This is a genomic window from Mediterraneibacter sp. ICN-202921, assembly GCF_037890075.1.
In the GTDB taxonomy this organism is placed as follows: Bacteria; Bacillota; Clostridia; order Lachnospirales; family Lachnospiraceae; genus Mediterraneibacter; species Mediterraneibacter massiliensis.
This window is the reverse complement of sequence record NZ_JBBKBE010000026.1, coordinates 1-26,496: the sequence shown is the minus strand read 5'-3', so window position 1 is coordinate 26,496 and position 26,496 is coordinate 1. Positions and strand designations below refer to the sequence as shown.

The following is a 26,496-nucleotide window of genomic DNA, read 5'->3' as shown; positions in this document are numbered from 1 at the left end:
AATGCGCGGCGCATTGGCAAATATTGAAATTTTATTTCTTCTGCCTTTCTAACATCAGTATAAATTGCATTCTCGATTTGGGTAACTATTAGGCAACATTGCGAATACTAAAATTGGGGATATCTTCTTTTTGCACAGGATTCTTTTTCTCATATGCCTTACCTACAGTTTTATGTTCCCTCTTATTATGCTTGAATATTTGTACATGTTCAGTATCTATATACAAAACGAGGTGTATAGTAATAAAATATCTTATTATCCTATGGATTGCATATTCCTCTACCTTTGCAGCAGCCCTGCTTTCCTCTTTATATATTACAGATCGAACACGTTTTATCTCTTACTGTGCTGTCCGCATAATTAATTTTGGCAGAATAACAGGCACATTTTTTGTCCCCTTTTTAAAATTCTTTCTTTTTCATGATCTGTACACTGAGGCCAAAAGAAAAAAACAAGATAAGTATAAGGATCACAAATCCGGTTATCCAAAGCGCTGCCGTCCCCATAGTAGACAGCCTGCTGAAAATCTCCTCTATATTTATGCCTGCCTTTTTTAAGATATATATACTCCCGTAACATACAAAAAAGAGCCCGCCCAATGTAATGATCATTGCTGTTCTGCCTTTATTCCCACCAAATTTCAACTGTACAGGTACTGTCACAGAAATGATCAATAGTACAAAACCAAGATACACCATATAACTCATCAGCCATTCCGCATCCAGCGCCAATCTGCCGGACACAGCTGCATAAGCTGCCGCCAAAGCCGTCGTCACACACCATGTGCCGCCTCCATAGAGAAGTGCAAACACATATTTTTCTGATACATAGAGTTTCCGTGAGATCGGGAGTGTAAATAAAAATGCATATCCATTATCAAATTCGTCATAACTGATCGTCGTCAATACAAATATCGTAGCAATAAAAGTGAGAAACCCTACCATATAAGACGGACTTTCCCACAAAAAGGAAAAAGCAATTCCCATGACAAGTATCAGTATCCCAAATGTTTTCTGCAGTTTTGCTATATAGAAATCTTTCAGCAGCAGTCCTTTCATAGTGTTTCTCCTTTCATCATCATCAATACAACTTCGTCAATGCCGACATTTTCTATTACGATCCTCGGATAGTTTTCCATGTAATATTGCTTCTGTTCTGTCAGAAGCTGATACCCAAACGCTTCCTTTCTCTTACGCAAAATATATTGTGTATCTAAATTTTTAAATTGTTCTTCATCTACCTTTATGACCGCGTATCTGTCCAGCAAACGATCCGTTTCTTCATGCAAGATGATCTGCCCGTCCTTAAGCATATACAGATCGTCGCACAAACCCTCCAAATCCCCGGATATATGAGAACTTATCAGAATGGCGCGTTCCTCACCTTTTTCCATATATTCTCTTAAAATATCCAGCATTTCCTCTCTTGCCGCAACATCCAGACCTGCTGTAGGCTCATCAAGCAGCAAAATTTTCGCCTCATGGGACATCGCCAGAAGAAGTTTTAACTTTGCTTTCATGCCGGTAGAAAACGCCTTAACCTTTTTATTTAGCGGGATACAAAACTGTTCACATTGCTCCAGAAACTGCTCTTTATGAAAATATGGATACATATTCTCCATAATGCGAATGATTTCCTTCACAGACAAATATTCACTGAAACCCGAATCTGACAGCACAACTCCCATCTCCGCTTTCTCTCTATTTGTCAGTATCCTGTTGTCTTTTCCTCCGATTTCTATTGTTCCTCCATCTATACGCAGCAAGCCTAGCACTGCCTTAAATACTGTCGTTTTTCCTGCTCCGTTCGGTCCGATCAAACCGGTGACATAGCCCGGCTTTACTTCCATAGAACATTGCAGCATAAACTTCCCATACTGCTTCTGTACAGCGTTTATTCTCAACATATCCTATCCCTCCAATATCAATTCCATCAATGCGCGGATATCTTCCGACGTCAGCCCATATCTTTTTGCTCTGCGGATCAATTCCTCCAGTTCTGTTTCAATCTCTTTTCTGTATTCTTCCAACATTCTCTCTTTATTGGCCGCCGCTACATATGTGCCTTTTCCATGTACTGTGACAGTAAACCCCTCTTGTTCCAGATAGTCGTATGCCTTTTTCACGGTAAGGGCGCTGATTCTCAATTCTTTTGATAAAGTCCGGACAGATGGCAGGTTCGCATTTTCTTTCAGCTCTCCGCTTAAGATCAAAGCTTTGACTTGCTCTACAATCTGTTCATAGATTGGTACCATCGATGAACTGTTTATGATTATCTTCATATATTCTCTCCTCCATCCACAAACAGTATATAACAGTTTATAACTGTTGTCAACTGTTATATACTGTTTATTTCATGGAATCTACTTGCAAAAGCAGATTTTCTTCTTTCTAGAACAAATTCCGCTCTCCCTATTTCTCACATAAATAATAAAACAGACACTTCTTTTCAGAAATGTCTGTTCTATACCATTTGCTCATCTTATACCTTGTCGTGCGCAGCACGCCCGCCTGTAAGGCATGGGTTACGGTATACCCACATGGGTATACCTTGTCGTGCGCAGCACGCCCGCATGGATATACTTACTCTGTCTCAGAGAACTGGTCTTTGCCTACTCCGCAGAGAGGACAGAGGAAATCTTCCGGAACATCTTCCCATTTTGTTCCTGGATCGATGCCGTTATCCGGATCTCCTGCTGCTTCGTCATAAATGTATCCACATACATCGCAAATATATTTTTTCATTATATTGCACCTCCATTTTCTTTTCCTGCTTTTCATCATAACATACCCATTTTCTTTTTTCAATGTGTTCTGTCATAGTTTATCCAGAGTTGTCTAATTCTAATAAATTTCTCTTATAGATCATCTATCAGCGCCGTGGATTTTGCATATGCCGTAGAACGTGCTTCGAAAAAATCTGTTTTTACCATATTGGCATTAGCATATTGCGCCACCCATTTCATAGATCCCGGTTCTTCTTCATATCCCGGATACAGACTCTCATATCCTAATGATCTCCATCTTACATTCCCCAGATATCGGATATAGTCTGTGATCATTTGTTTATTCAGTCCGGGCACACCGTCTCCTATCACATAATGCCCCCAGGAGATTTCCTGGCGAACCCCCTCTGTGAGCAGCTCTTTCATCTGTGCCTCTGTCTCTTTGTCAAATAATTCCGGACATTCCTCTTTCAATTCTAAAATGATATTCCTAAAAAGCCACAGATGTGTATTTTCATCACGGTTGATATAGCGGATCTCCTGGGCAGAACCGGGCATTTTTCCATTTCTTGCCAGATTATAAAAAAACATAAAGCCAGAATAAAAGTAGATTCCTTCCAGAATATAATTTGCCATGATTACTTTCAGAAGAGTCCTCGCATCCTTTTTCTGTTGAAACGCGTTATAACAATCCCCGATAAATGTATTTCTCCTAAGCAAATGTTCATCTGTCTTCCACTGATACAAGATTTCCATTCTTTCGTCCGGTGAACAGATCGTATCCAACATATACGAATACGACTGAGAATGTACACATTCCTGAAATGTCTGGATGTTCAGACACAGATTGACTTCATTAGCCGTGATGTACTCTCCTATGCAGGGAAGATTTGCCGTTTGGATAGAATCCAGAAAAACCAAAAAGGATAATATCTTATCATATGCCTTTCTTTCTCCTTCTTCCAACTTTGGATAATCCTTTACATCCTGGGACAGATTGATCTCCTCCGGGATCCAGAAATTATTCATCGCCTGCCGGTACCAGGCGGATGCCCATGGATATTTTAAATTATTATAGTCGTTTAAGTTGGTCGTATTGCCTCCGATCATCCGCCTTTTCCGCACTTCTGTATCTCCGTTTGGATTAAATAAAGGCTTGCGCTCCAAAGGTCTTTCAATCTGTCGTTTCTCCATATCTGACTCTCCTCTTGATATATAGTAAAGCATTTCTTAAGAAGAACAAGATTCACATTCTTCTACCTCTAATGCCTTCGACCTGACATAATAGATAGTCTTAACACCGCTTTCCCATGCCAGCAGATATAATTCCAGCACCTGCCGCATCGTATACTCATTCGTGATATACAGGTTGACCGACTGCGCCTGGTCGATATGACGCTGCCGTATCCCGCATGCCCGCACCGACCATTTCTGATCGATAAGATGTGCATTTTTATAGTACCAGTATGTCTCCGCGCTCAGTTCCGGCGCCGTCCTCGGCAGCATAGCTCCCTTTTTTTCCTCTAAGAAAAACTTCTTCATGACCGGATCCACCCCTGCTGTTGTCCCTGAAAGGATCGACGTAGAACTGGTCGGCGCTACCGCCAGAAGATAGGCGTTTCGCATGCCCTGCTTTTTTACTTTCTCACGCAGCTTCTTCCACTGGACAGAATCATATCCTCTCTTTTCAAAATAAGCGCCCGTATCCCAGTCTGAACCTGTGAAATAGTTATATCTCCCCTTTTCCGCCGCGTAATCACTGCTCGCTTCTATAGCCGCATAATTGATTTCTTCAAATAAGGCGTCCGCAAATGCAAGATGTTCTTCTGATTCCCATCTTATATGCTGTTTCGCCAACATATGATGATATCCGCTCACGCCAAGTCCTATGGCTCGGTACTTTCCATTTGTAATCTCTGCATAAGGAAGAGGGTAAAAATTCAGATCAATAACATTGTCCAACGCCCGCACCACTGTGCGGACCACTTCTCTGACATAAGCTTTATCCTGTATAGGAAGCCTCCCCAACGTCAAGGATGCCAGATTACATACGACAAAATCGCCTGCTTTTGTTGTATTGACAACGACTGTATCGCCTTCCTCTGTCTGTATCTGCGTACTGACAGTCGATATAGGAGACATATTCTGCGCGATCTCTGTACATAAATTAGAACAATAGATCATGCCCTTGTGTGGATTCGGATTGGCATGGTTCACCGTATCTCTGTTAAAGGCAAAAGGAGTTCCGGTTTCCACTGCGGATTTTATAATAAGGCGTACAATCTCTTTTAAACGTATGGTTCTTTTTGGTATCCGCGCATCTTGTACACATTCCCAATATTTTTTCTCCCATTCTTCTCCATAACTATCCTCCAGACAGTATCCCCTGGCCAGAAAAATATCATGGGGACACATCAGATGCCATTCCTGATCCAGATCTTCCTTCGCCATCTTCCAAAAAAGATCCGGATAACACACTGCCGGAAAGACATCGTGTGCCTTCATTCTCTCATCTCCATTATTTGTACGGATCTGCAAAAACTCCGGCAGATCTCTGTGCCATGCATCCAGATAAACCGCCGCTGCGCCTGCGCGTACTCCCAGCTGGTCTACGGCAACCGCCGTATCGTTGACAATCCTGACCCAGCGTATGACTCCGCCTGCTGCTCCTTCAAACCCTCGGATGGAGCCGCCTGCCGCACGAACTTTCCCAAAATACAGTCCCATTCCGCCCCCGTATTTACTCACTTGGGCAAAATTATCCACAGAACGGAAAATCCCTTTCAGACTATCCGGCACCACATCAATAAAACAGGAACTTAATTGGTGGAACGGCTTTCTTGCGTTCGATAATGTGGGAGTCGCCATCGTCACCTCCATCTTAGAGAGGACAGTATAAAAGCGTTTTACCCATTCCATACGATTCCGTTTTTCTTTCATCGCAAGATGAAGCGCAATCCCCAAAAACATTTCCTGCGGACTTTCCAGCGGTACATGCTGATGCGTCGATATGACATACCGTTTCAAGAGCAGTTCCAGGCCGGAAAATGTAAATACCTTATCTCTTTCACGCTCTATATAATTCTCTGCCTCATATATTTCTTCCTTGCTGTACGCCTCCAGAATGTAGGCTCCATACAGCCCCTGCTCTGTAAGATAACAGATCTTTTCATAAAAGCCGTGGATCCCTCTTTTTCCCTCTTCTGCCTCTAATTTTCTGTAAAACGAAAATGCCAGAAGTCTTCCGGCAATCTTTTCCCATTCGGGAGCTTCCTGGCTTGTCAGCTCTGTGGCTGCATTGATCAAAGCCTCCAGCTGTTCTTCCTTATCCATCTTTGGCTTCAAAAAGCCGGTTGCTCTTTCTTCCAATATAGACAGTGCATACACTTCTTGTGGGAAGTCTTCCTCTATCTCCCGTAATACTTCTGCGATCCCCTCTGTATCAAATTTTTTCTCTGTTTCTTCTCTCTGTATAGTCATACGCCCCTCCCGTCTGTATTCTAGCAAGATATAGAGCAATTATATACTAGAATTAGATTATTTTCAACACCAAAATACAACATATTGTGTTTTTACACAAAATATCAGCTCTGTCACCATTTTTTGGAGATCACCAGAGCTGATATTCTTCTTTTCACTTTTTTTCAGTTTCTTTCTTCCCGCAGTCCTAGTATTCCTTCTACTAAGATCTTTACGTCATTAAAAATATAGTCGAATGCCCCTGCCTGGCACATATTCATGAGGATCATCCCGATCGGTACCGCCAGGATCATGCCGATGACACTGCTGATCCTATATCCGATATACAGTAAAAATAATGTGACCAGGGGATTGAGCCCCATACTGTCTCCTACCAGCTTAGGCTGCAGAAGCTGCCTGACGAGCTGGGTAACTATATAGAAAATGACTAAAATAACCGTCATCTTATAATCTCCCATAAAAAACTTGTAGATCGCCCACGGGATCATAGCTGTTCCTGTTCCAAAAAACGGCAGAAAATCCAAAACTGCGATCAAAAATGCGATCAGAACAAAGTATCGGACATTCAAAACAGCAAAGCCAATCAGAAGGATCACAAACACAACTCCCATGATCTTAAACTGGGCTTTAAAGTATCCTCCTACCGCATACCGCAGATTATCCATGACAAGGGACATGCGCTTCGTGACCGATTCCGGAAAAACTTTCTTAAACCACTGGATCACTTCTTCTCTCTGAACTGTAAAAAAATATGCAGACATGATCGCTACGATAAACCCGATCAGATAAGACGGCAGGCTTTTTGCAAAATTTCCGGCCGCCGTTACTGTAGGCTCGCTGACTTTGGATACCCAGTCTCCCATATACTGATCCAGGTTTGCCACAATCGTGTTCCAGCCATTTTGTACTCCCTCCGGCAGTTTTTCAAAAACTCCTGACAGCGTATCGCCTATCTGTCTCAGGCCGCTTTCTAGCTGTGCGTACAATTCCGGAAAATTCCTTGCCAGATCTCCGATTTCATTTACGACCCTGCTGACAGCAAAATACAGAACAAACACGATCAATGCAAGCACCAGTATAACGATCAGCGCAGATCCTAATTTTTTTACGATCTTTAGCCTTCTCTCCAACCAGTTTACCAAAGGCGCTGCGATCGCCGATATGATCCATCCGATCACAAAAGGCATAAAAAAGCCGATCGCCTTTATCCCAATGATGACAAATGCTGCTGTTGCTAATAAACTAAAGAGCAGGCTGACCGTAACCTGCCAATATGGGCGCCTATTTTCCATTCATTTCCACCTCTGTCTTACCCAAATATTCTGTCTCGACCAGTTCCCAAATCTCCTCTCTTCCTTGTTTTGTAACGGAAGAAAACGGGATCACTCTTGTTCCCGGCACAAGATCTAATCCTTCTTTTATCATCTTTATATGTTTCTGGACCTGGCTTCTCTTTAGTTTATCCAGTTTTGTAGCAATAATGATCGGTGCGAATCCTTGCTCCACGATCCATTGGTACATCATTTTATCGTTGGCAGAAGGCGCATGCCTGCTGTCAATAAGCAGAAACACTGCCTGCAGCTGCCCAGAAGCATGCAGATATCGTTCGATCAGCTTTCCCCACTGCCGCTTTTCTTCCTCTGACACCTTTGCATATCCGTATCCCGGAAGATCTACCAGGTACAATTCTTCATTGATATTATAGAAGTTGATTGTCTGTGTTTTCCCCGGCGTGGCAGAAATCCTAGCATACGATTTCCGATTCATTAATGCATTGATCAAAGAAGACTTTCCTACATTGGATTTGCCCGCAAACGCAATCTCCGGCTTTTCATTTGCCGGCAGCTTACTCGTGATTCCACAGACTGTCTCCAAATTTATACTTCTTATTACCATGCTCTCCCCCTCCCTATCCTTTGTTTTCTTCTTCACCGTGAGCAGGGACAAGTGCTTCCTTTAACACTTCATCCATATTTACTACAGGTATGATCTGCATTCCTCTTGTAATCTCAGCAGCCAACTCTTCCACATCTACTTTATTATCTTTCGGAATAAGAACCGTCTTTATTCCCGCATTTTTTGCTGCCAAAAGTTTTTCTTTCAGTCCGCCTATAGGAAGTACCCTTCCTCTTAATGTCACCTCCCCGGTCATTGCCAGATCGGAACGTACTTTTCTCCCCGTAATGGCGGAAATCATAGCTGTCGCCATCGTGATCCCAGCAGAAGGGCCGTCTTTCGGAACTGCTCCTTCCGGAATATGTACATGAATATCATGTTTCTCAAAAAATGTTTCTGAGATCTTATACTGTTCACTGACAGAGCGTATAAAACTGATACCTGTCTGAGCAGACTCTTTCATCACATCGCCTAACTGACCTGTCAGCATGACTTCCCCATTTCCCGGCATAACATTTACTTCTATTTGCAGTGTATCTCCGCCTACGCTCGTCCAGGCAAGTCCTCTGACAATACCGATCTCCGGATCTGGATTTGCCATCTGATACGTATATTTTTCTCTTCCCAGATATTTATGGATATTCTTTTCGGTCACTGCTATTTTCTTCTTTCCGGTCGTCAAAAGCTCTTTGGCTGTTTTACGGCAGATATTTCCTATTTCTCTCTCTAACTGCCGTACCCCCGCCTCTTTTGTATAATTTCTGGCAATCTTCCAGATCGCGTTCTTGCTGATCGTAAGCTGTTCCTGTGAAAGTCCATGCTTTTCCATCTGTTTTGGGATCAGATGTTCTGCGGCTATATGCAGCTTCTCATTCTCTGTATAACTGCTGATCTCGATCACTTCCATCCGGTCTAGGAGGGGTCTTGGAATCGTCTGAAGTGTATTTGCCGTCGTGATAAACAGAACCTCTGACAGGTCAAGCGGCACTTCCAGATAATGGTCACGGAATTTATGATTCTGCTCACTGTCCAAAACTTCTAATAAAGCCGAAAACGTATCGCCTTTATAATCTGTGCTGACCTTATCGATCTCATCCAGAAGCAAAAGCGGATTTTTTACGCCTGCCATTTTTATCCCGCCGGCTATACGTCCCGGCATGGCTCCCACATAGGTCTTTCTGTGTCCCCGTATTTCTGCCTCATCCCGAACACCGCCCAGGGAAATTCGTACATAGGGCTTTTTCAGAGACTTTGCCAGTGACTTTGCGATAGAAGTCTTTCCAGTTCCCGGCGGCCCCACCAGACAGAGAATCGGACTTTCTCCTTTTTTTGTCAGCGTACGGACTGCAAGAAACTCCAAGATCCTTTCTTTTACTTGCTCTAATCCGTAATGTTCCTCTTCTAATACCGCTTTTGCATATGCAATATCTGTGGAATCTTTGACCGCTTTGTCCCACGGCATTTCCAAAAGCGTCTCGATATATGTCCGGATCACACCGCTCTCTGCCGGAGAATTCAAAGAACTTTTAAACCTGCTGATCTCCTTTTTCAATTTATCTTTTATTTCCTTTGGAGCCTTCAGCTTCTTTGCAGCCTGTTCAAATTCCTCTGCGTCCGAGAGCGTCGTGTCATCCCCCAGCTCCTCTCTGATAAGCTTTAACTGTTCTCTTAAAATATATTCCCTCTGGTGCTTATCCACACGTTCTTTTACTTTCTGCTGTATTTCTTCCTTGATGTCCATGATCTGCACTTCATTCACTAACTTGAAGCAAAGCAGTTCATATCGTTTCCAAAAATCTGTTTCACTGAGTATTTCCTGCTGATCACCATAATATAACGGAATATTCGCCGCGATCTCATCTGACAGCGTTTTAAGATCTTTGATCTCCAATATCTGTGCCACAGCTTCTTTGGACATTTTCCCCTTCTTTGCCGCATACTCCACAAACATATCTTTCAGACCCCGCAGCAGTGCTTCTCCGTTCAGATCTTCCGGCACCGTGATATCCGAGTCATCTACGATATCCACTTCACCACGCAGATAAGGTTCTTCATATTCCATACGTTTTAAGATTCCTCTGGTCTCTCCTGCGACTAACACTCGTACGATATGTTTCGGCAGTTTGATGATCTGTTTGATCGTACCTACAGTCCCGACCTCATACACATCCTCCAGCTTTGGGTCTTTCGTCTCTATGTCTTTTTGTGCGGTCAAAAAAATCTTCTGTTCTTCTATCATTGCCTCCTGGATCGCTGCGACAGATTTGTCTCTGCTTACGTCAAAATGTACGACCATGCCGGGCATGATCACCATTCCTCGAAGCGCCACCATAGGGAGGCTTCTCGTCTCCTTCTTCATATGATCTCCTCCTGGATCTTGATATAGAAAAGGCAGGTACATGGTCTATCCTCTGCACCCGCCTGAAATATTAAGCACTCTCAGATGTCAAAAACGACCGGCGTTCTTCTCCATCACACTCATAGAGCGGCACGCCCGTTCCCTGAACAACTTCCTTTGTGATCCGGCATCCTTTGATCGTGTCGTCTGACGGTACTTTAAACATCGTATCCATCATGATATTCTCCATGATCGCACGCAATCCTCTGGCGCCGGTTTTTCTGGCAAGGGTAGTCTCCGCTATCGCAGTCAAGGCATCCTTGTCAAATTCCAATTTTACCCCATCCAATTCCAATAACTTCTGGTACTGCTTCACGATCGCGCTCTTAGGCTCTGTCAGGATCCTTATCAACGCATCTTTATCCAGCATATCCAGCGATACCGTAACCGGAAGACGCCCTACCAATTCCGGGATCAGTCCGAATTTTACTAAATCCTGGGGAAGTGCTTCGTGCAGAAGCACATCAATATCATATTCATGTTTTGACGCTATCTCTGCGTTGAAACCGATAGACTTGCGATCCAGCCGTGTCTCTATAATTTTGTCGATTCCCTCAAAAGCTCCTCCGCAGATGAACAAAATATTCGTTGTATCAATCTGGATCAATTCCTGATGAGGATGTTTTCTGCCGCCCTGAGGAGGAACGGAAGCAACCGTCCCCTCAATGATCTTTAAGAGTGCCTGCTGTACGCCTTCACCGGATACATCACGAGTGATCGACGGATTCTCCGATTTTCTTGTGATCTTGTCGATCTCGTCAATATAGATGATTCCATGCTCTGCCCTCTCAATATCTCCATCTGCTGCCTGAATCACCTTTAACAGAATATTCTCCACATCCTCACCGACATATCCTGCCTCTGTTAAAGCAGTGGCATCAGCTATTGCAAAAGGAACATTTAAAATCTTCGCCAGTGTCTGTGCAAGCAGGGTCTTGCCGCACCCTGTAGGCCCTAACATTAAAATATTACTCTTTTGCAGCTCTACCCCCAGATCCTGCTCTGCCATGATTCTTTTATAATGATTATAGACAGCCACAGACAGCACTTTTTTTGCCTCATCCTGACCGATGACATAATCATCTAAAAAGGCTTTTATCTCCTCCGGTGTCAAAAGATTAATATCGTCAAAACCTCTGCGGTCTCCATAGTCAAATTCTTCCTCTATGATCTCTGCGCACACATCTATACATTCGTCGCAGATGTACGCGCCATTCGGCCCTGCTATCAGCTTGCGCACTTGTGACTGTGTCTTATTACAGAAAGAACATCTCACGATGTCGTCATTTGGTTTTCCTGCCATATACTCTCACCTCATATCGCCGCCTTTAGTGGCTGGCGATCACTTCGTCTATTAATCCATATTCTTTCGCTTCAGCCGCAGACATAAAGTTATCCCGTTCTGTATCTACCTTGATAACTTCCAACGGCTGCCCTGTATTTGCAGCCAGAATTTCATTTAACTTCTGACGCGTACGCAGGATATGCTCCGCAGCGATCTGAATCTCTGTCGCCTGCCCCTGCGCTCCGCCGGACGGCTGATGAATCATGATCTCAGCATTAGGCAACGCAAATCGCTTTCCCTTCTTTCCTCCGGAAAGGAGAAACGCTCCCATACTTGCGGCCATACCGATACATACTGTCGATACGTCACACTTAATATATTGCATTGTATCATAAATAGCAAGTCCCGCAGTTACAGAACCACCCGGACTGTTGATATAAAGCTGGATGTCTTTGTCTGGATCATCTGCTTCCAGAAAAAGAAGCTGTGCCACAACTACACTCGCCGATACATCATTTACTTCTTCTCCAAGAAAAATAATCCGTTCTTTCAATAACCGGGAATAAATGTCGTAGGATCTCTCCCCACGGCTCGTCTGTTCAATGACATAAGGTACTAAACTCATCTGTCTTCCTCCTAACTCTATCTGAATCTATAAAGTAGAATCGGGATGCCCTCAATACCCAGGCACCCCCCTTCACTACAGGTTGTCTTATCCTTCTACCGCAGCCTCAGCGATGAGTGTTACCGCCTCCTGTACCGCAATATCTTCTTTCATCTGTTTCTTTTCATTTTCGCCCATAAATTCTTTCAGTTTCTCAACTTCCATCTGATAAGACTCTGCCATCTTCTTCAATTCTTCTTCCAGACGTTCTTCTGAAACTTCAATATTCTCTGCAGCGACAACCGCTTCCAGGACCAATCTTGTCTTGATCCGTTTCTCTGCCTGCGGTCTTAATTCTTCCATCATCTTTTCTTCCGTCATCCCTGTAAACTGGAAGTATTGCTCTACAGTAAGTCCCTGCTGCATGATACGGCGTGCGAAATCATCCGCCATCTGCTTTGTCTGCAGATCGATCATTGCCGCCGGGATATCCATCTGCGCATTTTCGATCGCTGCGTCTACAGCCTGGTTTTCTTTCTTTTCTTTTCCTTCACGTTCTTTGCGCTCTTTGATCTTCTTCTTCACTTCTGCTTTGTAAGCATCCAGTGTCTCACATTCAGAAACGTCGGAAGCGAACTCATCATCCAATTCCGGCAGTTCTCTCACCTTAATCTCATGGACTGTACATTTAAATACAGCTGCCTTGCCAGCCAGTTCTTTTGCCTGGTATTCCTCCGGGAATGTTACGTTTACTTCCATTTCTTTTCCAATCTCAGCGCCAATCAGCTGTTCCTCAAAGCCCGGGATAAACGCGCCTGAACCAATCGTCAGAGGATACTTTTCTCCCTTTCCTCCTTCAAATGCTTCTCCATCCACAAAACCTTCAAAATCAAGAAGTACCTGATCCTTGTCCTGTACTGCGCGGTCTGTCACTTCAATTGTTCTGGCATTGCGCTCACGTTCTTTTTCGATTTCTTCATCCACTTCTTTCTGTGTAACTCTTGTGGACACTTTATCTACTTTCAGACCTTTGTATTCGCCTAATGTCACTTCCGGCTTCACCGCTACTTCTGCTGTAAAAATAAACGGTTTGCCTTTCTCCAGCTGTACAATATCGATCTTCGGCTGAGAGACAAGTTCTAACTCACATTCATCGTATGCTTTTCCATATGCCTCTGAAATCATATGATTTGCCGCTTCATCATAGAACACTTCCGGTCCATACATTTTCTCGATCATCTGGCGCGGAACTTTCCCTTTACGGAATCCCGGCACGCTGATTTTTTTGCGTTCTTTTATATATGCCGCCTGAAGAGCTTTTTCCACTTCTTCAGCAGAAACTTCGATCGTCAGTTTCGCCATATTATGTTCTAATTTTTCTACCTGTAAACTCATTTTTTATCTTCCTCCTTGATTTTATCCAGATATTCGCAGTCATTGGAACAGTATAGCATAAATAGCCGCAAATTTCCAGCATTTTTTAAGTATAAACAATGGCTTTTTTCACTTCCTGTGCCTTTTCTTCCCCATACAGAACAGAAACAAGGCGGAGTCCGAAAGCAATGGCGGCTCCCATACCTCTTCCTGTGGTGATATTACCGTCTGTTACCGTCGGTTTCTGCACCACTGCCGCACCTGTCAGAGCCTCTTCAAAAGATGGATAGGCACATGCCTGCCTGCCTTCTAAGAATCCAAGACTTCCCAATATAGACGGCGCCGCACAGATCGCCGCGATCTGAAGCTTTCTTTCATATGCCGACAAAAGAAGTTTTCTTAAACCTTCATGTTCTTTCAGGTGGAGCGTACCCGGCATACCTCCAGGAAGCACCAGCATCTCCATATTCTGAAAATCCATTTTTTCAAATAGCTCATCCGCCAGCACATCAATCTGATGAGCCCCATGAACAGTATAGTCCCCAGTCACTGAAATCGTTTTAACACAGGCTCCTGCGCGACGCAGAATATCGACTACGGTAAGCCCTTCTATCTCCTCAAAGCCATCCGCAAGAAATACACACACTTCTTTCATTGCTCTTTCCTCCTTCATTTTTCCGGCTTTTTCTCCTGTTTTCCCACCGGTTCTGCCAACAACTCCGGCGCACAGGCGACAGCATAAAAATCCGCCATACCGCCGCCTGTACATCGTTCCTGCAGTATTTAGTTTATCAAATACATATAGGAAATGCAACGTTTTGTCCCTCTTTCCTTGCCAGGAAACCCCAAAATATATTATGATAAGAAAAGTTCCCGGACAGAAAGGAGAATAAAATGGAAATTGAGCGTAAATTTTTGATCGATCCAGATCAACTTCCCTTCCCCCTTACAGACCTTCCTTCCCATCACATAGAACAGGGGTACCTCTGCACAGAACCTGTCGTGCGTATACGCAGAGAAGACAATGACTATATTTTGACTTACAAGTCAAAAGGACTGATGATACGGGAGGAATACAATCTTCCTTTGACACAAGAAGCCTACGTACATCTGAGAACAAAAATTGACGGCAAACTGATCCAAAAAAGAAGATATCTTATCCCCGCCGGGCAAGGACTCACGGTCGAACTCGATGTGTTCGAAGGCGAACTTGCTCCGCTTTGCCTTGCCGAGGTAGAATTTCCAGATGAAGACTCTGCCAGATCCTATATCCCGCCCGAATGGTTTCAGAATGAAGTCACATATGATCCCAGCTATCATAACAGCAGTCTCAGTAAATAGCAACGCTTTGTGTCTATTCTGCATTTCTTTTCATTTCGTCGCATAAATATCCATTTATAGGGAAACTTGCTATAATAATGTGTACTATCAAATTCTGCGTAAATGGAGGTGTCAGTGTGTCGAATATACAGCTTGTAAGTAATCTATTGAGATTGCGGAAAACACATAATTACACGCAGCAGCAAGTCAGCGATATGCTGAATATTTCCAGACAAGCGTATTCTAATTATGAGACGAGCAAACGTACTCCGGATCTAGATTCTCTGATACGTCTTTCTCAGATTTATCATATTTCGCTGGATGAACTTGTAAACCACTCTTTTCGGCAGGACGGCATCCTGCAGGAACAGAAAGGTCCATATACTACCGCTCTGGAAATTTCATCCGCCGACACGATTTATCTGACACAAGAAGAAGTCACATTGATCCGCCAGTATCGCGATGCTTCTGACGATGACCGCAGACTGGTCAAAAAGGTGTTAAATGTGACCGATTCTCTATAGAAAAACCAGGAGAATATCCACAAATACGAGGATATTCTCCTGATTTTTCAGCTTATTTCAATTAAACATCTTATTATATCTATTTTTTAATTCCGTTCTATATTCTTACAGGCATTTACTCCATCCACAACTTTTGCAGATATTACATCCTCCCTCAAATACAAGCGGCTCTCCACATTCCGGGCAATAGATTTTATCAATGGATGCTTCTGTCGTTACAGCCTTTGGCTTCGGTATCTTTTTCTCCTTCTTAGGTGCTCCTTCCGCCTTCTCCTGCAACTCCTCCTGCATTTCATTGTACATATCCAACAGCGCATTTCCCACTGCCATCGGACAGCAGGCGCCTTTACTCGTATCTTTTCTGGTCACCCTGCGCGCTGTATAGGACGGACAGGATCCACTGGAATTCAGCTGATCTACGATTGTTTCGATATCAATGCCGCCTCTTGCACTGATCGAGATCATACGGGACAGCCCTACCATGAAGTTGTTACATCCTCCCGTAGACCCTTTACTTAAATAGGTTTCCAGCAAAGCGCCCGTATGTGGATCGAACAAGGCGATACAGTGCAGGCTGCCGCAGCCTGTGATCAATTTTCTCTTCTTGCCGACTACATCGTCTGTCACCAGCAGAATATCCCCTCTTTTTAACCCCTCGCCTGCCTTTACCTTCTTTACTTCTTTCGCCGTATCTGTATTTAAGATCCCGATCCGCTTACAGCCGTCGCGGAAGATCGTGATTCCTTTAAGACCTTTATCATAAGCATACATGTAGAGTCCTTCTGTCTCTTCCACCGTAAAACTGTTTGGCACATTAACTGTAGAACTGATCGAAGCATCGATGTGTTTCTGCCAGATAGACTGCATATCAATCCTCTGCCGATAATCCAGAGTCATCGCTGTCACAAAATAATCCGGGAGCAGTTTATCATCCTTTAATTCAAACTGCTTCATATAGCGCTCCACGATTTTCGTATAAACCTTGTAGTATACATCTTCTCCATGCAGCGACTCTGTTTTTCTCTCATAGTAATTTGCATAGATCGGCTCGATCCCACCAGAAATCCCCAGCATAGTAGACAGTGTTCCCGTTGGCGCGATCGTAAGGAGCTGCGAATTCCGCAGTCCATATTTACGGACCATTTCTTTTGTCTTTTCTGTTGTGTTCGCAAGAAAATACGGTGTTTCTTCAATCTCTTCTGTCTGGCAGGCCGGAAATGTTCCCAGTTCTTTTGCCAGCTTCGCAGATGCCATGATCGCGGCGTCCGCCATCGCAAACCCGATTTTGTCACACATGTTTACCGCATCTTCTTCCCCATATGTCAGTCCCAGTTTGATCAGACAGTCTGCCAGTCCCATGATCCCCAGTCCAATCTGACGCCACTTTTTCACACTCTCCTGCTGCTCTTTCAAAGGATGCAGAGGAAGTCCTTCTTCCAATACTTCGTTTAATGCGCACACGGAAGCCTGTACACATTTTTTAAAATCTTCAAAGTCAAATACCGCGTTTTCCGTAAATGCATCCTGCACAAATTCTGCCAAATTCAGACTGCCAAGCAGACAGCTCCCGCCTGCGGGCAGCGGTTCTTCTGCACACGGATTGACGCCTGCATAGGAAAAACTTTTTGTATTGCTCAGCAGATTCCAGCTTGTGATCCGATCCCAGAATAAAGCGCCCGGCTCCGCATAATCCCAGTTTGTCTCTGCAATCTTTCGGAACATCTCTCTCGCATTGACTTTTTTTTCTATCACTTCTCCCGTTGCCGCTCTCTCATAATGCAGAAGATAGTCTTTATTCTCCTTTACTGCATCCATAAAATCTTTGTGGATCCGAATAGATATATTCGCCTTGGTCACCTTATCCAAATCCGTTTTGAGGTCGATAAATTCCTCTACATCCGGATGTGAACTGTCAATGGAGATCATCAGCGCACCCCTTCTGCCATTTTGACCGATCAGTCCCGTTACGAGAGAATACAGATCCATAAAGGATACAGAACCACTTGTCTCCTTCGCAGCATTATTGATCTTCGCTCCCCGCGGACTTAGATTGGAAGTATCTATTCCACATCCTCCGCCGTAGCTGTATGTCCTGGCCAGCTTCTTTGCACAGTCAAAAATACTTTCAATCTCATCTTCCGGCGGCGCGATTACATAGCAATTTGAATACGTGACTTTCCTTCCTTCCTTATGAAGTCCCCGATTCGATAATATCCTGCCCCCAAACAGGAATTTCTTCTCCCGGACATATCCTTCGATCTCCTCATTTCCTCCGCTTACACGATGCAGCCAATCCTCAAAGGATTCTCCCTCATTACAGTACTTCTTCGTCCATATATCTATACCAAGCTGGTTGCCTTCTCCCAGCCATTCCTCTACTGTCATTTTTCCTTCCTTTCTTTTATCTTGTTATTTTGTTTCTCTTATTTACTGTTTCTGTTCCCAGACATATGCCAGAAACAGAAAATCCACTGCCCTCTATGGCAGTACAGGCTCTGCAACTTTGTCTGCCGGAAATACAATCTGAAGCTTTCTTCTTACTTCGTCCATCATCTCCATCTCCATAGCAGAAATGTGAAGCGCTTCCTCAGACGGCAGTTTTTTCTCAATCAGATCACACCATCTCTCGATCTCATATAGCATATTATTTTCCGGTTTCTGAAGCCGAATCTTTTCGTCCTCTTTTTTTCTGTAAAGAATTCTTAGTTCTTTCGGGTCCACGAGCCTGTCAATGATCAAAATACCTTCTTCTCCTTGTATCTCGCTCTCTGCCATTCCATTTGTAATCTTAGAGTAAGAAAGTTCTGCCAGCATATCAGGATACCCTGCCAAGATTGTTCCTTCCCCGTCCACTCCATTCTCTAAAAACACCGCGTCCGCCTGTATTCTGTCCGGTTTTCCAAAGAGCAGAAGAAGCGGATGCACACAATATACACCTATATCCATCAGCGCCCCATTGGACAGCTCCGGTCTAAATGCATTCTCGATCTGCCCTGCATTAAATTTATCATACCTGGAAGAATACTGACAAAAACGCAAAGTCACTCTTCTGATCTTTCCCAGTTTAGACAAATTTTCTTTTACAGCTGCTATGCCCGGATCGTAGGCCGGACGCATTGCCTCTAAAAGTACGGCATTGTTTGTCTGCGCCGCCTGTTTCATTCTCATAAACTCTTTATAATTGCTGCAGATCGGCTTCTCACAAAGTACATGCTTTTTATGTTCCAACATAAGCACCGCCTGTTCACAATGCAGAAAATTCGGGCTTGCTATATAGACCGCATCGATCTCTTCCGCCTCTGCCAACTCTGTCAAATCTGTATATACCGTGTTTACACCGTGCTTTTTCGCAAACTGTTCTCCTGTATCTCTGGAGCGGGAATACACCGCAGTATGCATAAGACGCGAACACTGTCCCGCTGCCTCCAAAAATAAATCCACAATAAAATTTGTACCGATTGTCGCAAAACGTATCATCTGTTTTCCTCCAATAATCCTATATTTTTTTCTTCCAGCACCTGTATTGCTTTTAACAGCATCCAGCATATAGGCGTATCTACACCTGTCTCCTTACCCATGCGTACGACCGCCCCCGCAAACATCTCGATTTCCGTTTTTCTCTTATTTTCCAGATCCTGCAGTGTGGATGGCTTGTTATAAAAAGGAATTCTGTACAACGCTTCTTTCTGCCGATTCAACTGTTCATCTGTCAGTATAATTCCTTTTTTCAGGGCGATCTGCTGCACTTCCCGCATCGCCGCCATCCGGATTGCATCTGCCGGTTCACTTTTTATCAATGAACCAAAGGGAATGCCAAGCAGGGCACAGGGAAGATTCTCTCCGATATTGCAGGCGAATTTATGCCAGATACCATGCAGCATATCCTTTTGTATCTGAAAAGGGATATCACTCTTTTCAAATAACCGGACTATCGCCTGCACCCGCTGTGTATAAGGCTCTTCATTTTCCTTTTCCCCAAAATATACCTTTCCGCTATATGGGTTGAATTCTGTCTTTCCGTCTTTCATCACGATCGATACTCTCATATAGGAGTATAAAACATGTTCCCAACCATACTCGTACGCAAGTTTCTCCTCACTGTCCACACCGTTCATCACACAGAGTATCTGTGTATCTTCTCCCACAAATTGGCGGATATCCTGTATCGCCTGCTCAAGGCTTGTATCCTTGACAGCCATGATAACCAGATCCACCCTTTTTCCTTCTTTTGGCGACAGGATACGGAATCGATGCACTACGCCGTTTACCGTAATTCCCTGCTCTTCCAAACGCTTCTTTCTTTCTCCTTCTGCGATCACACAGAACTTATCTTTTCCCAGGCATGTTTCCAGCCGCGGCGCAAAAAAAGAACCCATCGCACCAAGACCGATGAGCGCTACACTATTTATCTCCATCGTTCTTCCTCCTTTTTTCATATTATACACGAATTTTCTTTTAAAATCTATTTGCTTTATTCTGTTTTTTTGCTATAATAGCTAGGAAAACTTATGGAGACGTATCGAAGTGGTCATAACGAGCCGCACTCGAAATGCGGTTGTCCTTTTGGGGCACGTGGGTTCGAATCCCACCGTCTCCGCTTTTTTTATTTCTAATATTTTATACTTCATACTGTATTCTAAAAAGTTATACAGCACAAAAATGGTATGATCTTCTGCCCTTGGAAATATTTCCAAGGGCAGTTTTGCACCATATACATCTGTATCCATCCAGAACATTGCTTTCCGCTGTATATCTATTCCTGTATCTTATCTTCCTTCTCTCTCATTTATCCGCTTTTACTTTAGTTTTTCATAATACTCCATTTATTTCATAATCATCCATTTATCTTTCCCTGGATGAAGTGTATAATAAGCACAGGTTAGTTCGAACTAACCTGAACACAAACTAACACATGAAAGGAGGCAAAAAACTACGAAAGTTTTAAAAAAAGGTAAGATCCATTTATTTCCACTTGTTAGCTTCTTACTTGTGCTTGCCTTGGCATCAGCAGTTGCTGTTTTATGCATGGGCGCTGTTCGCATTTCCTTTGCAGATACATTCCGACTTTTGCAGCTATTAATAGGCGGATCAGATATACCAGATGATTTAACAGTCCCCTATCGTATTGTATGGCTGTTACGCGCACCGCGCGTTATTTTAGGCTTCGCCGCAGGCTGCGGGCTTGCTGTATGCGGAACTGTCATGCAGGCTGCTGTACAAAATCCGATGGCCGACCCCTACATCCTTGGAATCTCTGCCGGCGCCACATTCGGGGCAACGGTTTCTATTTTTTTAAGAGTCGGAACAATTTCGGGTCTTGCCGCATTCCTGGGTGCAATGCTCGCCTGTATTCTTGTTTTGGCAATGGCCGCACGCGGGGGAAGGACCACGCCTGTTAAGCTCGTTCTGGCAGGAATGGTCGCAAACGCGCTGTTTCAAGCATTCTCAAATTTCATTATTTCGATTGCCGGAGATGCCCAGGGAAATATGACGATCAAGTTTTGGACGATGGGATCGCTTGCTGGAGCCAGTTGGGATAACATATTGCTGCCGATTATGGTAGTGACAGCGGGCTTTGTGTTTTTTCTGACGCAATACAGGCCGCTTAATATGCTCTTGATCGGAGAAGAAGCCGCAGCTACTTTAGGGATACATTTATCTTTCTATAGAACTGTGTATATGGCAGTCATTTCACTGATCATCGGCGTCCTGGTTGCAAATTGCGGTATGATCGGTTTTTGTGGTCTGCTGATCCCACATATTTCACGCGCTGTTTCCGGACCGAATCATCAACGTCTAATGCCGATTGCGGCCATGACCGGCGGTATCTTTATGATATGGGTGGACGCGTCTGCCCGTTCTCTGATTCCAAATACAGAACTACCCGTTGGTATTTTTACCGCTTTGATCGGTGCGCCCGCATTTGTATATATCCTTCTGCGGCGAAATTATAACTTTTACGTTAGATAGGAAGTGAGAATATGAAATTGACCGCCGAAAATGTTGCAGTTCGGATTAAAGGGAAAAAAATTATAAAGAATTTCACGATTGAAGTAGAGGAAGGCTCTTGTACTGCTGTCTTAGGACCAAACGGCAGCGGAAAATCGACATTTCTCCGCACTGTATATCGAATGCAGCCCATCAGCGCGGGCGCTGTATATCTTGACGGCAGGGAGATAGATCGTATTCCCCGTAAGAAAATGGCGCAGGATATGGCTGTTGTCAGCCAGTTTAATCAGATCCAGTTTGGATATTCGGTATATGACGTAGTCTTAATGGGGCGCACACCACATTTAAGACTCATGCAGCGTGAAAGCACAATGGATCACATCATTGCCGAAAACGCGATCAAAGCCGTAGGAATATATAGCTATAAGGAGCAAAATTTTCAAACACTCTCCGGCGGGGAAAAACAGAGAGTCATTCTGGCACGGGCACTGGCGCAGCAGCCGAAACTGCTGATACTGGACGAACCGACAAACCATTTAGACATTCGCTATCAGCTTGAATTATTGTCCATCATTAAAAAACTTGGCATCAGCGTGCTGACTGCTTTACATGATTTAAACCTTGCACTCCGTTTTTGCGATTACATCTATCTTATAAAAGACGGACAGATCGACTGCCATGGAGCCACAGAACAGGTACTGACGCCGGATAATATAGGCAGAGTATATGGGATTGACTGCGATATTTTCCCAAGCCCCATAAATGGGCAAAGAATGATTCAGTATTATCTGCACAATGACAAACCGAGTATCCATCAAGTGACACTATAAAACCAGAGAATACAAGGAGGAACCATATAATGAAAAAAAGAACACTCGCAATTTTATTCACTGTGGTAATGGCTTTCCCTCTCCTTGCCGGCTGCTCCGGCAAGCCCAAGAAGGACGTTTCACCTGAAACGCCGGAAAAATCCGTTTCCATACAAAATGAGAAAATCGACGCGGCACAGACAAAGACAAAATATCCGCTGTCGATCGACATTTACAACGCAGAGGGGAATTTAGTAACAGTAACGTTTGACAACGCCCCGGAGCGGATCGTATCCACACAGTTATCTATAACTGAAATCCTTTTGGAACTTGGACTGAAAGACAAAATCGTCGGAATCATGGATAATGACAATGCTGTAGATGATACTTTAGCTGTAGAGCTGGCTGACCTGAACAGTCTGGGCTACAAGACAAACATATCCAAGGAAGCCATTTTAGCGGCAGAGCCGGACATCGTAATGGGCAAATCCACCTTGATGTTCACAGAAAAAGCGATTGGAACTGTAGAGGATTATCAGGAGCTTGGTATCGGTGTCTATACGCAGCTTGCCAGTGCAAACATTCCCCAGACTATGGACAACATTATTCAGGATATTCGAAATATCGGCATGATCTTTGATGTACAGGAAAAAGCAGGCGCCTATGCACAGTCCTTACAGGAACAGTTAGATGACACGTTGAAAGCCGTATCTTCCAAGACAGCCGGACAGGAAAAAATGAAAGTCCTGCTGATGAGTGCCTATCAAGACGGCGTCTTCAGCGCTTTTAGTTCTGCCATGCACTCTGCGATGCTAGAGGCTGTAAATGCGGAAAATGTTCTCGATCAAGGCGGCGCCGACTTTACCTTAGAGAATTTGATCGCTCTGGATCCTGATGCTATCATTTATATAACAGCTGACCGATTTGCCGAAGTGGATGGCAGCGCAATCGAGCGTCTTTTAGCTGAAGAGATCATTCAAAAAGTACCGGCCATAGCCAACGAAAAAATCTTGGAAATCGGGTATGATGATATTATGGATTACGGTGTCCGAAACATTGAAACAATGGACATACTTGCTGATTTCCTGTATTAATGCTAAAAAATAAGTAATCCAAAACAACGGGGCCTGCTTCATTTTAAAAGCAAGCCCGCGTTCTATATTTTTATTCTCTGTTTTTAATCACACTGGGCGCAAAACCTGTCCTTTTTTTAAAAACGCGACTGAAATAATACGCATCGGAATACCCCACTTGTTTTGCTATTTGTGAGACAGAGTTTGCTCCTGGTCGCTGAAGCAGTTCAATTGCCTGCTTGATTCGATAGTCGATCAGATAATCTATCGGACGAATATTCAAAACCTTTTCAAAAAGATAACTCAAATGCGGGGCAGAAGCTCCCACCTGTTCAGCTAACATAGACAGCGTAATCTTCTCACGGTAATTTTTGTGAATATATTCCAAAGAAGTTTTAATTAAATCTCCATCTGTAGAAATGTACCCAGGATATATATCTTTAAACAGCAATTCAAAAAACTGCTCAATCAGTACCTCCTGCCAATAAGAATCTGCCAAGAGTGTACTTCCATTGTAGGAAAGGATATTTTCCAGTTTGGATATGAGTACATGGCTATTTTTAACTTCTTCTTCAAAAACAGACTGAGCACTTCCCTCATAGTAAATCACAATATATCGAAAGGATCTGTTATCTTGATTACTGATTGTAAGCAGTTTTCCTGGGCAAGCATGCAAAAATTTTCCCCGCTTCATGTAATAGCTCGTTTGATCAAGCTGAAAGGTCGCCTTTCCCTCTATGGGAAATACCAAAGCATTCTTTGCTGTTGGGTAAGTACGGATTTCCCCTTGTTTCAACTCAAAGCGGCAAAACACCAGCGCGTACATATTTCGGCGATTATAAGCAATCGCCAGCTTTTTGAGATTCTCGCTTTGAATGTGTTCCATAGGCAGACTCCAATCCGTTTCTCGCAGAATATTAAGCAACGATCCACTTGTAGATTTTATTATACTGCGCGAAATACAAAACAGCAAGAATCTGCCTTATGATTACAATGTGGATATACCTTTTTTATCGTTTCATACAATGGGGAGCATTACTCTTTAGAGGATGTCTCACCTATTTTGCAGCGCCCCTTTTCTCCTTGTATCAATCTGTGTGTTTTCTCATCAATAGGAACACAGCACAACAATCTTCTGCGGCGTTGTCTGCGGCGGAATACTGAACGTCGTCGCCGTATAATATACGAGCAAATCTGCATTTTCCGGGAAACAAGTATATCTCTGTCCATTGGCTGTCATAATATTCGTAAATGGCGTCAGATTTAATTGCAGCGCATTGTTCTGCGCAGTCAGAGTCTCATCAAAATAATCCAGCATTACATTTTGTTCTCTTCTTAACACAGCGACCAGCTCTGCCTGATATTGCGGAGGGAAGATCGCCGGTGCAGGCAGACTTGTATCATAAAAGGCAGCTACCCGCATTCCCTTTCTTAATCTTACACTGTCGATCACCTGTGTCTCCGGCGAAATGATAAGATTGATTGTCTCCATATTAGTATCTGTCATGATCGAAACCATCTGAGAACAGCAGTCGTTCCCGCCGGTCACATTCTGGATCGTCCCCGTTACTTTCTGGTAATTTTCATATGCCATGGCAAAAACCCCTTTTTCTTTATGATATGCGAAAACCATGGATCAGTGCAGAACTATCATATAAAAAGAAGCCCGCGAACGAGCTTCTTATACTGCGCCGAACAGCTTTTATGACCAGACATCTCGACGCGTCGTATCTTCTATTCTTCTGTATGAATTGCATCTACCGGGCAATTGTCTCTTGCCTCTCTGACTGTATCCTCCGTCTCCTCGCAAATCTCTCCCACAGCCCGCGCTACCTGATCCTCATTTATCTCAAAGACCTCCGGACAGATGGATGCACAAAGGCCGCAGCCAATACAGTTTTCGTCTACATACGCTTTCATATATTTGCTCCTTTTCCATAATAATACCGTTTTGGATGTTTTTGGTCGCACACCTGCTTCCATGCAGCAGACGAAGAAGCCTATCGATAAAAAGCATCTTAAATCTTTCGTCCACTTTTATATAAGTATGTGCCCAAATGTTTCAGATTATACATAAGCGTACGCTTCCGTCTAAATCTTTTACAATGTGATGTCCTTCAGATATGGATTCTGCGCCTCGTAGAACTTCTCTGCCTCCACGACTTCTGCAATAGCCGTATCTATCGGCATTTTCCCAAGTACCGGTATATCCAGTTCTGCTGCGATCTCATCAATATGACTTTCTCCGAACACTTTGATTTCTTTTCCGCAATCCGGACATTTTACATAACTGTAATTCTCTATGATCCCAAGTACCGGTATATCCATCTGCTTTGCCATATGATATGCCTTCTTTACGATCATCTGCACCAGATCCTGCGGCGACGTCACGATCACGACTCCGTCTACAGGAAGCGACTGGAATACAGTCAGCGGCACATCTCCTGTTCCCGGCGGCATATCCACAAACAGATAATCCAGATCTCCCCACATAACATCAGACCAGAACTGCTTTACCACACCTGCAATGACCGGACCTCTCCAGATGACCGGAGCAGATTCATCCTCCATGAGAAGATTCACAGACATGATCCTCGTCTCATCCTTTGCGATACACGGTAAAATCCCTTCTTCCGTTCCTCTTGCCATGCCATGCACACCATACATTTTAGGAATGGATGGTCCTGTGATATCTGCATCCAAAATACCTACTGTATATCCCTTTTCACGCATCATACGTGCCAAAGATGCTGTCACAAGAGATTTCCCAACGCCGCCTTTTCCGCTGATCACACCGATCACTTTCTTTACCTGCGTATACATATTAGCCGGTACGCGAAAATCCTCTTTTTTACTCTCACATGTAGACGCATGTTCACAGCCTGCGCAGGAAGACTCTGAACATCCTCCATTATTTTGTTCTTCTGCCATCTTTACATACCTTCTCTCTGCTTTCTTTTATTTCCTGTTTTTACAGTTTTCATCTGTACAGCCGATATACAGTATAACATATTTTCAGGCAGGAAAACACTCTTTTTATACATTTACCCTGCTATAAT

25 protein-coding genes and 1 tRNA gene are annotated in these 26,496 nt (G+C 43.7%); 6 read left to right on the top strand and 20 right to left on the bottom strand.

Annotated elements, in window-relative coordinates; translation table 11 throughout:
• Positions 1–401: 401 nt before the first annotated feature.
• The 13 genes from WKT01_RS13410 to WKT01_RS13350 all read right to left on the bottom strand — a co-directional run bounded on the left by WKT01_RS13410 (position 402) and on the right by WKT01_RS13350 (position 14,417).
• Positions 402–1,058, bottom strand: a complete 657-nt coding sequence (locus WKT01_RS13410; RefSeq protein ID WP_340312687.1) for an ABC-2 transporter permease — start codon at positions 1,056–1,058, stop codon at positions 402–404.
• A complete protein-coding gene (locus WKT01_RS13405) occupies positions 1,055–1,906 on the bottom strand; it encodes an ABC transporter ATP-binding protein (RefSeq protein WP_340312685.1) in 852 nt (283 codons plus the stop codon). The genes WKT01_RS13410 and WKT01_RS13405 overlap by 4 nt, the downstream gene beginning before the upstream one ends.
• Positions 1,907–1,909: 3 nt before the next feature.
• Positions 1,910–2,281, bottom strand: a complete 372-nt coding sequence (locus WKT01_RS13400; RefSeq protein WP_059068948.1) for a GntR family transcriptional regulator — start codon at positions 2,279–2,281, stop codon at positions 1,910–1,912.
• 301 nt (positions 2,282–2,582) lie between these two features.
• A complete protein-coding gene (gene rd, locus WKT01_RS13395) occupies positions 2,583–2,744 on the bottom strand; it encodes a rubredoxin (RefSeq protein ID WP_082667524.1) in 162 nt (53 codons plus the stop codon).
• A 113-nt stretch (positions 2,745–2,857) separates the two neighbouring features.
• Positions 2,858–3,919 (bottom strand): ribonucleotide-diphosphate reductase subunit beta, encoded by a 1,062-nt coding sequence (locus WKT01_RS13390; RefSeq protein ID WP_059068947.1) that lies wholly within the window; start codon positions 3,917–3,919, stop codon positions 2,858–2,860.
• Positions 3,920–3,955: 36 nt separating this feature from the next.
• A complete protein-coding gene (locus WKT01_RS13385; RefSeq protein ID WP_445299695.1) occupies positions 3,956–6,232 on the bottom strand; it encodes a ribonucleoside-diphosphate reductase subunit alpha in 2,277 nt (758 codons plus the stop codon).
• 137 nt (positions 6,233–6,369) lie between these two features.
• Positions 6,370–7,497: a sporulation integral membrane protein YtvI gene (ytvI, locus tag WKT01_RS13380; RefSeq protein WP_282923759.1), complete on the bottom strand. Its 1,128-nt coding sequence runs from the start codon at positions 7,495–7,497 to the stop codon at positions 6,370–6,372.
• Positions 7,487–8,101 (bottom strand): ribosome biogenesis GTP-binding protein YihA/YsxC, encoded by a 615-nt coding sequence (gene yihA, locus WKT01_RS13375; protein ID WP_059068941.1) that lies wholly within the window; start codon positions 8,099–8,101, stop codon positions 7,487–7,489. Before yihA ends, ytvI begins: the two co-directional genes overlap by 11 nt.
• A gap of 13 nt (positions 8,102–8,114) precedes the next feature.
• Positions 8,115–10,460, bottom strand: coding sequence for an endopeptidase La (gene lon / locus WKT01_RS13370; RefSeq protein WP_282923758.1), 2,346 nt, complete (start codon positions 10,458–10,460; stop codon positions 8,115–8,117).
• Positions 10,461–10,530: 70 nt separating this feature from the next.
• Positions 10,531–11,802, bottom strand: a complete 1,272-nt coding sequence (clpX, locus tag WKT01_RS13365) for an ATP-dependent Clp protease ATP-binding subunit ClpX (protein ID WP_059068937.1) — start codon at positions 11,800–11,802, stop codon at positions 10,531–10,533.
• A 25-nt stretch (positions 11,803–11,827) separates the two neighbouring features.
• Positions 11,828–12,409: an ATP-dependent Clp endopeptidase proteolytic subunit ClpP gene (gene clpP / locus WKT01_RS13360; RefSeq protein ID WP_059068934.1), complete on the bottom strand. Its 582-nt coding sequence runs from the start codon at positions 12,407–12,409 to the stop codon at positions 11,828–11,830.
• 87 nt (positions 12,410–12,496) lie between these two features.
• The gene (gene tig / locus WKT01_RS13355) at positions 12,497–13,783 is read right to left on the bottom strand and encodes a trigger factor (protein WP_059070387.1); all 1,287 of its coding nucleotides are present in this window, start codon (positions 13,781–13,783) and stop codon (positions 12,497–12,499) included.
• A gap of 85 nt (positions 13,784–13,868) precedes the next feature.
• Positions 13,869–14,417, bottom strand: coding sequence for a DJ-1 family glyoxalase III (locus tag WKT01_RS13350; protein WP_059070385.1), 549 nt, complete (start codon positions 14,415–14,417; stop codon positions 13,869–13,871).
• A 239-nt stretch (positions 14,418–14,656) separates the two neighbouring features.
• On the opposite strand from WKT01_RS13350, the gene WKT01_RS13345 reads away from it, so the two are divergent.
• Both WKT01_RS13345 and WKT01_RS13340 read left to right on the top strand, forming a co-directional pair.
• The gene (locus tag WKT01_RS13345) at positions 14,657–15,103 is read left to right on the top strand and encodes a CYTH domain-containing protein (RefSeq protein WP_059068932.1); all 447 of its coding nucleotides are present in this window, start codon (positions 14,657–14,659) and stop codon (positions 15,101–15,103) included.
• Between the two features lie 116 nt (positions 15,104–15,219).
• Entirely contained in the window at positions 15,220–15,606 is a 387-nt protein-coding gene (locus WKT01_RS13340; RefSeq protein ID WP_059070383.1) for a helix-turn-helix transcriptional regulator, read from the top strand.
• A gap of 105 nt (positions 15,607–15,711) precedes the next feature.
• Here the strand turns inward: WKT01_RS13340 and WKT01_RS13335 are convergent, their stop codons facing one another.
• The 3 genes from WKT01_RS13335 to WKT01_RS13325 all read right to left on the bottom strand — a co-directional run bounded on the left by WKT01_RS13335 (position 15,712) and on the right by WKT01_RS13325 (position 20,021).
• Entirely contained in the window at positions 15,712–17,991 is a 2,280-nt protein-coding gene (locus WKT01_RS13335; RefSeq protein WP_340312678.1) for an adenosylcobalamin-dependent ribonucleoside-diphosphate reductase, read from the bottom strand.
• A gap of 93 nt (positions 17,992–18,084) precedes the next feature.
• Positions 18,085–19,083, bottom strand: a complete 999-nt coding sequence (locus tag WKT01_RS13330) for a Gfo/Idh/MocA family protein (protein ID WP_340312677.1) — start codon at positions 19,081–19,083, stop codon at positions 18,085–18,087.
• Positions 19,080–20,021 carry a ketopantoate reductase family protein gene (locus WKT01_RS13325; RefSeq protein ID WP_117975270.1) on the bottom strand — a complete coding sequence of 314 codons (942 nt, stop codon included), beginning with the start codon at positions 20,019–20,021 and terminating at the stop codon, positions 19,080–19,082. The genes WKT01_RS13330 and WKT01_RS13325 overlap by 4 nt, the downstream gene beginning before the upstream one ends.
• Before the next feature lie 95 nt (positions 20,022–20,116).
• Between WKT01_RS13325 and WKT01_RS13320 the strand changes: the two genes are divergently transcribed.
• From WKT01_RS13320 to WKT01_RS13305, 4 genes are all read left to right on the top strand, one after another.
• Positions 20,117–20,203, top strand: a tRNA-Ser gene (locus WKT01_RS13320).
• A gap of 392 nt (positions 20,204–20,595) precedes the next feature.
• Positions 20,596–21,576 (top strand): FecCD family ABC transporter permease, encoded by a 981-nt coding sequence (locus tag WKT01_RS13315; protein ID WP_340312676.1) that lies wholly within the window; start codon positions 20,596–20,598, stop codon positions 21,574–21,576.
• An 11-nt stretch (positions 21,577–21,587) separates the two neighbouring features.
• A complete protein-coding gene (locus tag WKT01_RS13310) occupies positions 21,588–22,385 on the top strand; it encodes an ABC transporter ATP-binding protein (RefSeq protein WP_117975272.1) in 798 nt (265 codons plus the stop codon).
• Positions 22,386–22,414: 29 nt separating this feature from the next.
• On the top strand, positions 22,415–23,458 hold the full coding sequence (locus WKT01_RS13305) for an ABC transporter substrate-binding protein (protein ID WP_117975273.1): 1,044 nt from the start codon (positions 22,415–22,417) through the stop codon (positions 23,456–23,458).
• Positions 23,459–23,528: 70 nt separating this feature from the next.
• On the opposite strand, the gene WKT01_RS13300 is transcribed toward WKT01_RS13305, so the two are convergent.
• From WKT01_RS13300 to WKT01_RS13285, 4 genes are all read right to left on the bottom strand, one after another.
• The gene (locus WKT01_RS13300) at positions 23,529–24,323 is read right to left on the bottom strand and encodes a helix-turn-helix transcriptional regulator (protein WP_117975274.1); all 795 of its coding nucleotides are present in this window, start codon (positions 24,321–24,323) and stop codon (positions 23,529–23,531) included.
• Positions 24,324–24,545: 222 nt separating this feature from the next.
• Complete coding sequence (locus WKT01_RS13295; protein ID WP_270395222.1) at positions 24,546–25,031, bottom strand: hypothetical protein; 486 nt, start codon at positions 25,029–25,031, stop codon at positions 24,546–24,548.
• A gap of 140 nt (positions 25,032–25,171) precedes the next feature.
• Positions 25,172–25,357, bottom strand: a complete 186-nt coding sequence (locus WKT01_RS13290) for a ferredoxin (protein WP_117975276.1) — start codon at positions 25,355–25,357, stop codon at positions 25,172–25,174.
• Between the two features lie 180 nt (positions 25,358–25,537).
• Positions 25,538–26,368 carry an Mrp/NBP35 family ATP-binding protein gene (locus WKT01_RS13285; protein ID WP_059068921.1) on the bottom strand — a complete coding sequence of 277 codons (831 nt, stop codon included), beginning with the start codon at positions 26,366–26,368 and terminating at the stop codon, positions 25,538–25,540.
• Between the last annotated feature and the right edge of the window lie 128 nt (positions 26,369–26,496).

Bases quoted from the DNA above. Each gene is read 5' to 3' on its own strand.
- WKT01_RS13325 (WP_117975270.1), bottom strand. From the start codon at position 20,021: ATGGAGATAAATAGTGTAGCGCTCATCGGTCTTGGTGCGATGGGTTCT.
- WKT01_RS13345 (WP_059068932.1), top strand. From the start codon at position 14,657: ATGGAAATTGAGCGTAAATTTTTGATCGATCCAGATCAACTTCCCTTC.
- WKT01_RS13300 (WP_117975274.1), bottom strand. From the start codon at position 24,323: ATGGAACACATTCAAAGCGAGAATCTCAAAAAGCTGGCGATTGCTTAT.
- WKT01_RS13310 (WP_117975272.1), top strand. From the start codon at position 21,588: ATGAAATTGACCGCCGAAAATGTTGCAGTTCGGATTAAAGGGAAAAAA.
- yihA (WP_059068941.1), bottom strand. From the start codon at position 8,101: ATGGTAATAAGAAGTATAAATTTGGAGACAGTCTGTGGAATCACGAGT.
- WKT01_RS13285 (WP_059068921.1), bottom strand. From the start codon at position 26,368: ATGGCAGAAGAACAAAATAATGGAGGATGTTCAGAGTCTTCCTGCGCA.
- WKT01_RS13400 (WP_059068948.1), bottom strand. From the start codon at position 2,281: ATGAAGATAATCATAAACAGTTCATCGATGGTACCAATCTATGAACAG.
- WKT01_RS13290 (WP_117975276.1), bottom strand. From the start codon at position 25,357: ATGAAAGCGTATGTAGACGAAAACTGTATTGGCTGCGGCCTTTGTGCA.
- clpP (WP_059068934.1), bottom strand. From the start codon at position 12,409: ATGAGTTTAGTACCTTATGTCATTGAACAGACGAGCCGTGGGGAGAGA.
- WKT01_RS13410 (WP_340312687.1), bottom strand. From the start codon at position 1,058: ATGAAAGGACTGCTGCTGAAAGATTTCTATATAGCAAAACTGCAGAAA.
- WKT01_RS13330 (WP_340312677.1), bottom strand. From the start codon at position 19,083: ATGATACGTTTTGCGACAATCGGTACAAATTTTATTGTGGATTTATTT.
- WKT01_RS13305 (WP_117975273.1), top strand. From the start codon at position 22,415: ATGAAAAAAAGAACACTCGCAATTTTATTCACTGTGGTAATGGCTTTC.
- WKT01_RS13295 (WP_270395222.1), bottom strand. From the start codon at position 25,031: ATGGCATATGAAAATTACCAGAAAGTAACGGGGACGATCCAGAATGTG.
- WKT01_RS13335 (WP_340312678.1), bottom strand. From the start codon at position 17,991: ATGACAGTAGAGGAATGGCTGGGAGAAGGCAACCAGCTTGGTATAGAT.
- clpX (WP_059068937.1), bottom strand. From the start codon at position 11,802: ATGGCAGGAAAACCAAATGACGACATCGTGAGATGTTCTTTCTGTAAT.
- WKT01_RS13405 (WP_340312685.1), bottom strand. From the start codon at position 1,906: ATGTTGAGAATAAACGCTGTACAGAAGCAGTATGGGAAGTTTATGCTG.
- rd (WP_082667524.1), bottom strand. From the start codon at position 2,744: ATGAAAAAATATATTTGCGATGTATGTGGATACATTTATGACGAAGCA.
- lon (WP_282923758.1), bottom strand. From the start codon at position 10,460: ATGAAGAAGGAGACGAGAAGCCTCCCTATGGTGGCGCTTCGAGGAATG.
- tig (WP_059070387.1), bottom strand. From the start codon at position 13,783: ATGAGTTTACAGGTAGAAAAATTAGAACATAATATGGCGAAACTGACG.
- ytvI (WP_282923759.1), bottom strand. From the start codon at position 7,497: ATGGAAAATAGGCGCCCATATTGGCAGGTTACGGTCAGCCTGCTCTTT.
- WKT01_RS13350 (WP_059070385.1), bottom strand. From the start codon at position 14,417: ATGAAAGAAGTGTGTGTATTTCTTGCGGATGGCTTTGAGGAGATAGAA.
- WKT01_RS13390 (WP_059068947.1), bottom strand. From the start codon at position 3,919: ATGGAGAAACGACAGATTGAAAGACCTTTGGAGCGCAAGCCTTTATTT.